Annotated in this window: 10 protein-coding genes; 7 read left to right on the plus strand and 3 right to left on the minus strand. The window is 71.8% G+C overall.

Annotation, left to right across the window (positions count from 1 at the left end):
• Positions 1 to 222 precede the first annotated feature (222 nt).
• Positions 223 to 366 carry a hypothetical protein gene (locus ACWDN5_RS05595; RefSeq protein ID WP_449674818.1) on the plus strand — a complete coding sequence of 48 codons (144 nt, stop codon included), beginning with the start codon at positions 223 to 225 and terminating at the stop codon, positions 364 to 366.
• 452 nt (positions 367 to 818) lie between these two features.
• Positions 819 to 1,010, plus strand: coding sequence for a hypothetical protein (locus ACWDN5_RS05600; RefSeq protein ID WP_449674759.1), 192 nt, complete (start codon positions 819 to 821; stop codon positions 1,008 to 1,010).
• 73 nt (positions 1,011 to 1,083) lie between these two features.
• Here ACWDN5_RS05600 and ACWDN5_RS05605 read toward each other — a convergent pair whose 3' ends face one another.
• Positions 1,084 to 1,947, minus strand: a complete 864-nt coding sequence (locus tag ACWDN5_RS05605; protein ID WP_449674761.1) for an oxygenase MpaB family protein — start codon at positions 1,945 to 1,947, stop codon at positions 1,084 to 1,086.
• Positions 1,948 to 2,288: 341 nt separating this feature from the next.
• Here ACWDN5_RS05605 and ACWDN5_RS05610 point away from each other — a divergent pair, with 341 nt between their 5' ends.
• Positions 2,289 to 3,668 carry a DUF2867 domain-containing protein gene (locus ACWDN5_RS05610; RefSeq protein WP_449674763.1) on the plus strand — a complete coding sequence of 460 codons (1,380 nt, stop codon included), beginning with the start codon at positions 2,289 to 2,291 and terminating at the stop codon, positions 3,666 to 3,668.
• Between the two features lie 22 nt (positions 3,669 to 3,690).
• On the opposite strand, the gene ACWDN5_RS05615 is transcribed toward ACWDN5_RS05610, so the two are convergent.
• Positions 3,691 to 6,501 carry a hypothetical protein gene (locus tag ACWDN5_RS05615; protein ID WP_449674765.1) on the minus strand — a complete coding sequence of 937 codons (2,811 nt, stop codon included), beginning with the start codon at positions 6,499 to 6,501 and terminating at the stop codon, positions 3,691 to 3,693.
• A 794-nt stretch (positions 6,502 to 7,295) separates the two neighbouring features.
• On the opposite strand from ACWDN5_RS05615, the gene ACWDN5_RS05620 reads away from it, so the two are divergent.
• On the plus strand, positions 7,296 to 8,522 hold the full coding sequence (locus tag ACWDN5_RS05620; RefSeq protein ID WP_449674767.1) for a cytochrome P450 family protein: 1,227 nt from the start codon (positions 7,296 to 7,298) through the stop codon (positions 8,520 to 8,522).
• A gap of 511 nt (positions 8,523 to 9,033) precedes the next feature.
• On the opposite strand, the gene ACWDN5_RS05625 is transcribed toward ACWDN5_RS05620, so the two are convergent.
• Positions 9,034 to 9,210, minus strand: a complete 177-nt coding sequence (locus tag ACWDN5_RS05625) for a hypothetical protein (protein ID WP_449674769.1) — start codon at positions 9,208 to 9,210, stop codon at positions 9,034 to 9,036.
• A 258-nt stretch (positions 9,211 to 9,468) separates the two neighbouring features.
• Between ACWDN5_RS05625 and ACWDN5_RS05630 the strand changes: the two genes are divergently transcribed.
• From ACWDN5_RS05630 to ACWDN5_RS05640, 3 genes are read left to right on the plus strand one after another with little or no spacing between them, the layout of a single operon-like run.
• Positions 9,469 to 10,056, plus strand: coding sequence for a TetR/AcrR family transcriptional regulator (locus ACWDN5_RS05630; RefSeq protein WP_449674771.1), 588 nt, complete (start codon positions 9,469 to 9,471; stop codon positions 10,054 to 10,056).
• Positions 10,053 to 11,234, plus strand: coding sequence for an NADH:flavin oxidoreductase (locus ACWDN5_RS05635; RefSeq protein ID WP_449674773.1), 1,182 nt, complete (start codon positions 10,053 to 10,055; stop codon positions 11,232 to 11,234). The genes ACWDN5_RS05630 and ACWDN5_RS05635 overlap by 4 nt, the downstream gene beginning before the upstream one ends.
• Complete coding sequence (locus ACWDN5_RS05640) at positions 11,231 to 12,004, plus strand: SDR family oxidoreductase (protein WP_449674775.1); 774 nt, start codon at positions 11,231 to 11,233, stop codon at positions 12,002 to 12,004. Before ACWDN5_RS05635 ends, ACWDN5_RS05640 begins: the two co-directional genes overlap by 4 nt.
• The last annotated feature ends 315 nt before the right edge of the window (positions 12,005 to 12,319 follow it).

Genomic DNA, 12,319 nt, shown 5'->3' on the forward strand with positions numbered 1-12,319 from the left:
CTGGAGCAACAGCCGGGACGCGGAACTGAGGTCGAACAGCTATTCCGGGAAGGCGTCGCCGCGGACAGCACACACGCGCCGTCCCGTCTCGACCGGCGTGGCGAATCGGGTCACGCCGTCACGCTAACGGGTTGACCTCGCGAGGCACCGTAGACACCGTTCGACCTGCAGCGGCACAGCATGCCGGGTGCCTGGGCGACCCACGTGGACGCGCCCGCGCACATGTGTGCGGGCGGACGCACAGTGGATCAGTTGCGGCCGGACGAACTGGTGCTGTCGTTGGTGGTCATCGACCTGTCCGCCGAACCGTCCCGCCGGAGGCTACGAGACGATCGACACCGACCCGGGCCACCGGGTCACCCGTGACGCCGACGGATCGGACGCCGAGGAGATCGCCGGCAGGCAACACCCGGCGGAGGCCCGGGTCTTCGAGCACGACCGCTACCAGGTGGAGATGATGGCCGGCCTGTCCGAAGTGCCGCCGCTCGGCGCCACGGTGGTCGTCGGCGTCGGCAAGGCCCGTAGCGCCACAGCGTTTCCCGCCCGCGTTCTGGCGTTGGTACCGGGCGCATGAGCCGGGATGTCGACAGGGCTTGCTGGCTCCGATACCCGGCTTGCCGGACATGGTGTTCACCGCCAACGGCGCGGTCGTGGTCGGCGGCCGTGCGTTCGTGGCACGGTTACACCGTCGCGATGTCCGAAGGGTTCGGCGAGGGAGAGGGCGATTTCCCCTTCACCGGGGGGCATGTCCTGGCGGGCACCGGCTTCCGCACCGAACACGACACGCACTGGAGGCTCAGGAGTTCCTCGGCTACCCGGTGATCTCCCTGCGGTTGGTCGACGCGTGCTTCTACCACCTGGACACCGCCCTGCTGCCTCTCGACGCCGACACCATCGCCCACTACCCCGGCGCGTTCTCGGCAGGCAGCAGACGCCTGCTCGACCGGGGCTACGAACCTGCACCCTGGAACTGCGCCCAGCCTGATGCCACCATCTCGGTTGCCGCCTGATCGGCACGGCGGCGAGGATGAGCAGAATCCCGGCCGTACGCATCGACGTACGGGATGCGGATCCGGGCGCCGCTCAGGCCGCGGTCATCGCCCAGCGCACGACCTTCACCAAGCTGTGCCCGGCAAGCCGGACGACGGTCGCTTCGGCGACCGGCAGCCGCGGGATGCGCAGTTGCGGCCGCGTCCACGCCGGCAGCAGCGCCACCGCCGAGGCTGCCAGTGCCGCGTAAGGAAGCCGCGCCGGCCACGGGACCGGCGGGGTGAGCAGGAGGAACCGGGCGGCTTGCCGAGCTTCCGGGGTACCGCGCAACTCCGGCCGGTACGCGGCGAGCGCCAGGTCGAGCCCGGCCCGGGTCACCGGCGGGTCGGGCACGCCGAGTGCCCGGGCGATCACGGCTGTCTCGGCGACGTAGGCGTCGCACCCCGCCTCGTCGAGAGGCTGCGCACCGTACCGCTGGTGGGCGCGCAAGAAGCTGTCGACTTCGGCGATGTGCACCCACGCCAGCAGCTGCGGGTCGTCGGCCCGGTACGGCCGCCCGTCCGGGGCCACTCCCCGCACCCGCCGGTGGACCGAGCGCACGGTTTCGACCGCACGCTGGGCGTCTTCGGCCGTGCCGAACGTCGTCTCGGCGAGGAAGGTGCTCGTGCGCTGCAGCCGGCCCCACGGATCGCCGCGGTAGCCCGAGTGCGCGGCGACCGCCGCCATCGCCAGCGGGTGCAGCGACTGCAGCAGCAGCGCGCGCAGACCGCCCACGAACATGGCCGTGTCCCCGTGCACCCGCCGGATCGCGCTGTCCGGCCCGAACCAGCGTTCCCCCGGCGCACCGTGGATGCGGGCGCGGTTGCGCGGCCCGTCGGGCCCCGCCACCCGAGCGAACAGTGCGTCGCGCATCCGCTCCCGGATCAGCGACACCCCGAGAGGGAAGTTCGGCTGCATGGCACCTCCGCGGCAGGGCGTCGAGCCCGCCATCCGGCACTGCGATACAAAGACGATGCAAATCCTTGGGCTGGGCGACATCCAGGGTAGTCGTCCGACGCTGAGTCTACCTGCACTTATCCCGCACAGCGCGCGAGAACCAACCGGCAGCATCGCTTGCCCCGAGCGCGTGACAGCTCCACTCCCCAGGCAGTCGCGGCCCCGACGCCTTACGTTTGTGACGCCTCTGCATCGCCTAGGGAAGGACGTCGCATGGCCGGCAGCAGCCCGCCGCACCCTTACGCCTGCCCCGGCGACGCCGGGCGCGGCACCGTCGCCGGCCGGCCGATCCCGGGCTCGCGATGACGCCGGAACCGCACGCTCCCCGCTGCACGGTGCTGGGCGCGACCGGTTTCGTCGGCCGGGCGCTCGTCGCCGACCTTGCCGCCGCCGGGCACCCGGTCCATGTCCTCTCCCGCACGGCGGAGCACGGCTTCCCGCACCGGATCGGCGTGACGCTCGGGGACGCCGCGGACCCGCGCGCCCTCGAGACTGCGTGCGACGGCGCGGACGTGGTCTTCCACCTCGTGCACTCGCTGGCCCGCCCGGACTTCGCCCGCCGAGACCGCGTCATCGCACAGCGCCTCGCCGCCACGGCCTCAGCCGCCGGGGTCCGGCAGCTCGTCTACCTGGGGGGGCCACGACCGGCGGCCACGACGTCGCCGCACCTGGCGTCCCGCTCCGAGGTGGCCGGCATCCTGCTCGACGGCGAGGTCCCGGCCATCGCGCTGCAGGCGTCGATGATCCTCGGCCGCGGATCGGCCGGGGTGGAGCTGCTGTCGCGCACCGCCCGGCTGCCGTTCCGGCCGCGGCCCCGGTGGACCGCCCGCCGCAGCCGCCCGGTCGCGCTCGCTGACGTCCGCCACTACCTGCGGGCGGCGGCCGGCCACTCGCCGCTGCGAGGCCGGTTCGATGTCAGCGGGCCGGAAGCCATCAGCTACGACGGCCTCGTGCGGCGCTGCGCCCGCCTCCTGCGGCGGCCCGCCGCGCTCGCCTTGCCGTCACCGTTCTGGTCCCACCAGGCCGCCGCGCGGATCGCCGGGCTGACCTCGCCCGTGCCCGCCGCCGTCGCGGGCCCATTGTTCGCGTCGCTCGAACACGACCTGCTTCCGGCCGACACCCCGGTCGAATCCGTCCTGCCGCCCCCGCCCGGCGGACCGACAAGCCTCGACAACGCCCTGCGCACGGCACTCGGGGTTCCGGTGCAGCAGGCACCCGCCGGTCCGGCGTACCTGGAGGAGCACACGCGACTCGCAAAAGCGGCCCCGCAACGGCTGTGGCAGGCGATCACCGCCCTCGGCGGCGACCACGGCCGGTTCCCGCCCGCACCGGCGTGGGCCCTGCGCGGGCTGCTCGACGGGCTGCTCGGCGGGGCGGGAGCCTACCGCGGTCGCCCCGACCGGCCGGTGACCGGGGACGTCGTCGACTTCTGGACGATCCGCCGCCGCGACGACACCCACCGCGAGCTCGTGTTGACCGCGGACATGCGCCTGCCCGGCGACGCCGAACTCACCCTGCGCGCGGACCCGGCCGGTTCCGGGAGCCTGCTGCGGCAGCGGGTGCGGTTCGCCCCGGCCTCACCGCTGGGCCACGCCTACTGGCACCTCCAGAAACCGGCGCACAACCACGTGTTCGCGTGGCTCGCCCGCTCGATCGTCCGCGACGCCGAACGCGCGACCTGATGCCGGACCGGCCCGCAGCTGCTCACCGAAGGCGCACCTGAAGTTCGCCCGAGCCGCTGGTGACGTCCGCTTCGATCTGGTCGCCTCGGGCAGTGGAGAGCAGCCGGTAGGGCACCGGACGGCCGCCGAAAGAGACGCCGGTGACCGTTCTCCCCGGCGGCAGGACGGCGCCGACCGTGATCGCGGCGGTTCCGGTCCAGGAGAACCAGGTGGTCAGGCTCGCTCCGGTGGTCGTCGCCCGGACGGCGAGGGAGCCGGTGCCGAGCCGGAGGTCCGAACCGGAGATGCGGTTCTGCCCCTGCGGGATCTGGGGGACGACCGCGATGCGGCCGTGGGGCAGGTCGGGGTCGACGCCGAGTTGCTGGTGCACGACCGGCCAGAGCACGCCGTAGGTCCCCCACGCCTGCAGCACCATCGAGCGGTCGGTGAACGGCCGGTCGATGTTCGCCGCGAAGTCGGGCGACGGAGCCACTTCCGGCATCGCCCCCGGCTTCTCCCAGATTGCCGGATCGAGCTGGATCCGGGTGTTCGCGGTGGTGTAGCGCTGCTGCTGGGTGCGGCCGAGCCGGCCGTGGTTGCCTTCGGCCACGGCCATGATCGCCGTGTTCAGCGAGTACACGGCCCGCTCGGCCGGCACCGCGGTGACAACCTGGTCGCAACTGGGGCCGGGGTTGCCGCCGGGAGCGCTGGTCGGGCCCGTCCCGGTGTGGTAGAGGCCGAGGTCGCCGCTGTAGCAGGCCTGTTCCCGGCGTCGCAGGGTTTCCTGCGCGTGGCGCCGGGATGCCAGTTCCCGCGCGCCTGGCATGGCGGCTTCGAGCGGGGTCAGGCCGATCCAGTGCCGCTGGAAGACGGGCGTGTTGTCCTCTCCCAGCGAGTCGCCGTAGCCGGCGGCGTCGTCGCCCGCCCACCAGGTGGCGTCGAACCGGCCGCGCAGCTCGTCGAACCGGGCTCGGGCCCAGCGGGCGGTCGCGTGGTCCCCGCGGCTCTCGGCCATGTCGGCGAGGTCGGCGAGGCCGCGGAGGTAGTAGACGGCGTTGTCGAGCTTTTCCGCGCCCATGCCGGGACGCTCGACGTTGCCCAGCCCCTCGGGCCAGCCGTCGTGGTCGGCGTCGAGGTTCGTGGCGATGTACTTCAGCGCGCGGGCGGAGAGGTCGTAGAAGTCGTCGAGGACCCGGTTGTCCCCGGTCCACCGCCACAGCAGCGCGACCACGCTCGGGAACTTCGCGGTCTCGTCGGTGTTGCCCGGGTCGCCGTTGGCGCCGAAGTACACGTCACCGGTGGAAACGACCTCGTGCACGATCTTTCCGCTGCGCTGGTTGACCAGGTCGCTGACGTCGCGCAGGGCACGCAGGTGGTCGCGGACCAGGTCGAAGCGGCCGGCCGCCACGGCCGCGAAGGCGCTGTACTCCCCGTCGGTGCCGAACAGCCACGGGTAGTCGGGAAACCCGGCACCGATCCACCGGGCGGACGAGACGGTACCGGCCGCTGGCGGGTAGCTCGTGCCCGCCGACACCGGCCGGACCTGCAGGTTCCGGGCCTGCTGCACCGAATCCGCGAGGTTGCTTTTGCTCCACCGGACAGCGGCCTGGAGCGCGCGGTCACCCGGCAGATCGACCTGGGTCGGCGCGACGGCGGCACGTCGTCCGGCGAGCTTGCCCGCCCAGGCGGCGGCCGGGCCGGCCAGCGCCGTCTGGACAGAACGAGTCGCTTCGGTCGCGTTCGTGGTCGAGCCGGCCACCGCGAACCACAGCGTTTTCGTGCGGCGGGCCGAGACGTCGACCCGGTAGTCGAGGGCACCCCCGGCGCCCTTGCCGGCATCGCTGTCATCGCAGCGAGGCGGAGCCGTCCCGGTCGGCGGGCACAGCACGGGCGGGTCCTGCGGACCTCGGTGCGTGCCCGTCGTGGCGGTCGCCACCGGTCGCCGGCTGCCGGCGACGACCGCGCTGTAGTCGTGCGGGCGTGCTCCCGGCGACGGCCCGGTCTCGCGGAAAGTCAGAGCCGTTCCGTCGGTGCTCACGGTGTCGGGCAAGTCGACGGCGGCCGAGGACGGCGTGGTCGACGTCCACGGGTAGGCCGGCAACAGCTCCGAGTGAGCGTCGACCCGCAGATCGACCGTGCGGCTCACCGGGCTGCGCAGGCTGAGCGCGATGAGGGTGGTGGCGGATCCGTCCGGCACGAACTGGACGCGCTCGGCTGTCAGGCCGCCCGTGGTCTGGTAGCGGAAGCGTTCGTAGCCGTCGCCGCTGGTGTAGCCGACGGCGGTGGTACCGCTGCCCAGCCACTGGTCCCCCACCCGGAACCAGAGGCCGTCGAGCAGCTTGATCGGCGGCGCCCAGAACCCGCCCATTTCCCCGCGGATGTGGAACCCGGCGGCCGGGTACTGCCCCGACGCGTCGCCCAGCACGTACGCCCCCGGACCGGTGATCAGCGAACGCCGGTCGGCCAGGCGGGTGCTGGTGGTCAGTTCGCTCGCCCCGGAACCCGCGACCAACGCGGGGTCGAGAGGGCTCTTCCCATCGTGTGTCCCCGCCACCGCGGCGGCGGGGACACCGGTCAGGCCGAGCGGGATGAGTACGGCGAGCACCCCGAATCGCGTGCGCAACACGGATACCTCCAAAAGTCGCGTCCGGCGCGGCACGGTGACGACGACACCGGCCGCCATCTGCGTGGCGAAGGGCTGGTCGAAGCTGCACGCGCCGTAACAGCATGAGGCGTAGAAGCGACTGCTGCACCGCGGTGCCCCGATCGGCGAAGTCTCCGGCCAGAAGCCGTCCCACGTGTAGTTGTGGCGGTAGGGCGCTCGCGTCACCGTGCCGCCTGCCTCGGTGGCCACCGGGGTGCGGGTGATCGTGTCCGTCTTGTACGGGTGGCCGGTGTTCTTCTCGGCCTGGGCGTAGGCGATCGTGAGGTCGTACTGCCCGGGGCCGTTGGTGCGCGGGATCGTCAGCGTCCCGCCGTTGCCGAGATAGCCGACGTACGAGCCCCCCAGACGCCCAGGCGCCGGTCGCCGTCGCCGCGCCGCCCGCGAACTGCCCCGATCCGGCCTCGACGTGGACCGCGTTCCGGAGCGCGCCGGTGCCGTGGTCCACCGTGCCGCCCGAGCGGCGGGCGTCGGCGAGCGGGTACTCCGCCCGTTCCGGGCCGGTCGTCTCGGTCAGGTCGGTCGAGCGTGACGTCCGACGAGCCGCCGAGGAAACCGCTCGGATCGCAGACGTCGTAGCTGGGGCGGACGGAAACTCGGACTGCCCGTCGAGAAATCGAATTGGTCACCCATTGTTCACCTGATCCGGGCTCTAATACCCCCCATGCGGGTGACTCCATTGGGATGGCGAATCAGCACTGTTCGCTCGTCATTTCACTCGTTGAGGGCACGCGAGCCACGTCCTCGCGATGGCACAATTATCAATGCTGTCGATCGCGCGATCCTTAGGGGGTGACACCATAGCGAGAAACCGGAAGGCCATGTACTGGATCACCGCCGCAGGCGTAGTCACCACGCAGTGCCGGGTTTGAAAAACAGCGACTCTTTCGCCGTCGCATCTGCATCTCGGACGCGCGCCGACCCGCAGCCGTATTCCGTATCCCAGTTCGGCCGGGATCCGCGCGAGAACCGGTGGGGAAATGAGAATGGAACAGCCGATCACCCTCGACGTCCACGCCTCCGACGTGCACGCCGAGGGTGCCCGCCTGCGAGAACGGGGGCCGGTCACCCGGATCGAACTGCCCGGTGGCGTTCCAGCCTGGGCCGCCACCGGGAACGACGTCCTCCGTCGGCTGATGGCCGACCCCCGGGTGTCCAAGGACGCGTTCCAGCACTGGCCCGCGTTCACCAACGGCCAAATCGCCGACGACTGGCCGCTGCGGATCTGGGTGTCGATCCGGAACATGTTCACCGCCTACGGAGCCGACCACCGGCGGCTGCGTTCCCTGACGGCCGCCGCCTTCACGGTCCGCCGCACCGAGGCGCTCCGCTCGAAAGTCGAAGAAATCACCCGGGACCTGCTCGACGCCATCGAGGCGGATTCCAGTGACGCGTCCGTCGACCTGCGGGCGCGGTACGCCTACCCGCTGCCGATCGAGGTCATCTGCCGGCTGTTCGGCGTCCCGGGCGACAAACAGGCCGGAATCCGCGAAGTAGTGGACGGCTTCTTCGACAGCGCGATCACCGCCGAACAGGCCCAGGCGAACGTGGCGGCGGCATACGCCCTGTTCACCGAACTGATCTCGCAGAAGCGCGCGGCGCCCGCCGACGACCTGACCAGCGCCCTGATCGCCGCGCGCGACGACCGGGACGGCGCGCTGACCGAAACCGAGCTCGTCGACACGCTGATGCTGATGATGACCGCCGGCCACGAGACCACGGTGAACCTGCTCGACCACGCCATCACCGCGCTGCTGACCCACCCTGATCAGCTCGCCCTGGTCCGGTCCGGGCGACAGTCCTGGACCACCGTGGTGGAGGAGACGCTGCGCTGGCAGGCGCCGATCCCGTACACGCCGCTGCGGTACGCGGTCGAGGACATCGAGGTGGACGACACGGTGATCCGCCGCGGCGACGCGATCCTGGTCGGCTTCGGCGCCGCCGGGCGCGACCCCGCCCAGCACGGCGACACCGCCGACGAGTTCGACATCACCTGTGCGGCCGCACCACACCTCACCTTCGGCTACGGCGTGCACCACTGCCCCGGCGCGCCGCTGGCCCGGCTCGAAGCCGAGGTGGCGCTCCCGGCGCTGTTCGACCGCTTTCCGGACCTGACCCTCGCCGTGCCGCCGGAGAAACTGACCACCCTGCCCACGTTCCTGTCCAACGGGCACACCAGCCTGCCCGTCCACCTCCGGCCCGCATCTCGCTGACACCGAAACCGTGAATACGGACGCCTGACACCGATCACCGGGACCACGCAGTGATCGGCTGGCACTACGAGCACCTCGCCGACCAGACAGCAGTCTGCCCTTCGACGCTCATCCCTGACCTGGTTCGCACACCGGAACACGACCTCAGTGTGCTCAATCACCCCTGACCGACGCCCACGCCGAGGCGTACGCCTTCGCCTGGCGCCAGCGACGCGAAGACATCGCCGACCCCAGCGTCACTACTTCCAGAAGTTGGATCGGCACAGCTGAGTAGCGCACCTGACGACCGCTGGACAGAAGGCTCACTCGAGCGTGGGGGCAACGGTCATCAGCGCGCGCAAGAGACCGACCTTCGTTCCAGGCTGGAAACTCCTCAGCTCTGGAAAGGCGCCCTCCCCCAGCACACTGCCGGGGCCCGGGGCAGTACCTGTCCGTTGCGGATGAGCTGGCCGTAGTGGTCGGGGTTGGACCGCGCTGACGTCTCACCACTAGGCGGAGGTGGGGGTGTTCATCATGCCGGGGCAGACAGCGGCGAGCAGATGGCGTGTGCTGTGTCGGGCTCGCGGCGCAGTGCGGCCAGGGCGCGGACGGCGGCAACCTGGCCGATCCCGGAGGGGATGTCGACGAAGCCGGGCCCGTCGCTGCCGTCGCGCACGGCGTACCGCCACGCGGCGACCGGCTTGTCCACTTAGTCCAAAGAGGACAGTCCGTCGAAGCGGTCGTGCAGCACGGGCGCGAGGTGCTGCAGTGTGCCCAGCGAAGTGGCGACCACGATGAGCCGGCCACCGTCGCGCAGCAGCGAGGCGAAGGCTCACAGGACGCAGGTGGTGCCGAAGTTGTTGACCTCGCTGCCGGGCCATGAGCGCGGTCGACGACCGGGTCGTCGACCCCATCAGTGATTCAATCAATGCTTGAAACCGACCGCGCTCGATGCTCTACTCGACGCATGAAAGCGACGGTGGACTCGACTCGCGAGCGGTTGCTGGCCGCCGCGGAACGGCTGCTGCTGACCGCCGGCTACGACGATGTTTCCGTGCGGGGGATCTGCTCGGCCGCCGGGCTCAACCCGGCTGCCGTGCACTACCACTTCGGCTCCAAAGAAGCGCTGGTCGCCGCCATGCTGGAAGTACGGCTGGCGCCCGTGTGGAGCGGCCTGCTCGACGACGTCGAACGCCGGCGGCGGGACGGGTGGGTGCCCGCCGCTGCGGACCTGGTCGACGCCGTCCTCGCCCCGCTGACCGAACTGGCCGCCGACCCCGTCGGCCGGCTGCGGCTGCACCTGCTCGCCCGGGTGCTCTTCTCCGGCCAGCGGCTGCCTTGGACGTCGCCGTGGTTCAGTCTCGATCCGTGGATCGGGATGCTGCGCGCGGCCCGTCCCGACCTGACCGGGGAGCAGGCCGCCACCCGCTGGGTGCTGGCTTTCCAGCTGCTACTGCAGGTGTTCGGCGCCCCGGGCGCCCCGGCGCCGGCCGAGCCGCGGCTGCCCGCCGAGGCGGTCCGGTCGTTCGTCGTCGCCGGGCTGGACGCGCCGTGAGCGCGCCGGACGTCTTCGCGCCGGCCCGCCTCGGCCCGGTCGAACTGCGCAACCGCGTCATCAAGGCCGCCACGTTCGAAGGCCGCACGCCGGACGCGCACGTCACCGACGAGCTCATCGAGTACCACCGGCGCCCGGCCCGCGGTGGCGTCGGGATGACCACCCTGGCCTACTGCGCGGTGTCGCCGGAAGGCCGCACCGATCGCCACCAGATCTGGATGCGTCCCGAAGCCGTCCCCGGGCTGCGCCGCTTCACCGACGCGATCCACGCCGAAGGCGCGGCGGCCTGCGCGCAGATCGGGCACGCCGGCCCGGTCGCGAACGCGGCGTCCAACCGCCTGCCCGCGCTGTCGCCGACCCGCCGGTTCAGCCCGCTCGGCCTGCGCCCGACGCGCGCCCCCACCCCCGCCGACCTCGACCGCATCGTCGGAGCCCACGCGAGTGCGGCCCGCACCGCCTTGGAATCCGGGTTCGACGCCGTGGAAATCCACTTCGGTCACAACTACCTTGTCAGCTCGTTCCTCAGCCCACGCCTCAACCACCGCACCGACGCCTACGGCGGCAGCCTCACCAACCGCGCCCGGCTGGCCCGCGCGATCGCCAGCGCGGTGCGCGACGCCGTCGGCGACCGGATCGCGATCACCGCCAAGCTCAACATGGACGACGGCGTCCCCGGCGGCTTCTGGCTCGATGAAAGCCTCCAGTTCGCCCAGTGGCTGGAAGCCGACGGCGGCCTCGATGCCCTGGCCCTGACCGCGGGCAGTTCGCTGCTCAACCCGATGTACCTGTTCACCGGCGACGCCCCGGTCCGCGACTTCGCGGCCGCGTTCCCCCAGCCCGCCCGGCTCGGCCTGCGCCTGGGCGGGCGGTTCTTCCTGCACGAGTACCCCTACCGCGAGGCCTATCTGCTCGACCGCGCCCGCCAGTTCCGCGCGGCGCTGGAGCTGCCGCTGATCTTGCTCGGCGGCATCACCACGGTCGAGACGATGAACCTGGCGATGGCGGAAGGGTTCGCGTTCGTCGCGATGGCCCGGGCGTTGCTGCGCGAGCCCGATCTCCTGCATCGCATGCGGGCCGACGCGGACGCGCGGTCGCTGTGCGTCCACTGCAACCGCTGCATGCCCACCATCTACTCCGGCACCCGCTGCGTGCTGGCCACCGAAGGGAAACCCCGATGAGCACCGTCGCCGTCACCGGCAGCGCGTCCGGTATCGGCGCCGCCACCGCCAGACGGCTGCGGGATGCCGGGCACCGGGTCATCGGCGTCGACTTGCACACGGCGGACGTGTCCGCCGACTTGGCCGCCACGGAGGGTCGAGCCACGGCGGTCGAGGGCGTGCTCGACCGCTGCGACGGCGTGCTCGACGGCCTGGTCGCCTGCGCCGGCCTCGGCCCGCACGTCGACGACGTCGCCCGGATCGCCCAGGTCAACTACTTCGGAACCGTCGCCGTCATCGATGGCCTGTTTCCCGCGCTGCGCAAGGGAACGGCCGCGGCGGCGGTCGTCGTGTCGTCCGTGGCCTCCACGCACCTCAAGTGGGAGGAGAACCCGCTGACCGAGGCGATCGAGACCGGCGACGAGTCGCTGATCGCCGACGCCGTCGCGGCGGGCGGCGACTACCGAGGCCAGTTCGCCTACGCGGCGGGCAAAAACGCGCTGACCGTGGCCGTGCGCCGGCGCGCGGCCGAGTGGGGCGCGGCCGGGGTGCGCCTCAACACCGTCGCCCCGGGCTCGGTCGACACGCCGCTGCTGGCGGCCACGGCCGAAGACCCGCGCTACGGCGAAGCGATCCGCGGCTTCACGGCCCCGATCCCCCGGCACGGCCGGCCCGACGAGATCGCGGCACTGGCCTGCTACCTGCTCGGCCCGGACGCGGGCTTCATCCACGGCGCCCAGTTCGTCGTCGACGGGGGCATCGACGCCCTGCTCCGGCCGACCGTCTTCTGATCCGCAGCCCGTTCTTCAGCCCGCCCCGACGCGGCGAATCCTAGTTGTCGACTCGCGGGTTCGATCCGGCCGCCCGGCAGCTCCCATTCGTCGCGCTCGTTGTGCATCAGCACGACTCGGCCATCCCGGACCAGCACGCCCTTGATCGACACCGGGTAACCGGCCTCCCCCACCCGACACCAACCTCCGCTTTCCGTGCTCCGCGTTGTCACCGACCGTAGCGCTGCAGGACCACCGCTAGATCATCAGCACGAGGGGCGCAGTCGAAGCTGCCGCCGTGCCGGCGCGTGAGGGTGGCGCACTCGGGCGCATGCC

It is taken from the genome of Amycolatopsis sp. NPDC003731 (genome assembly GCF_053586895.1).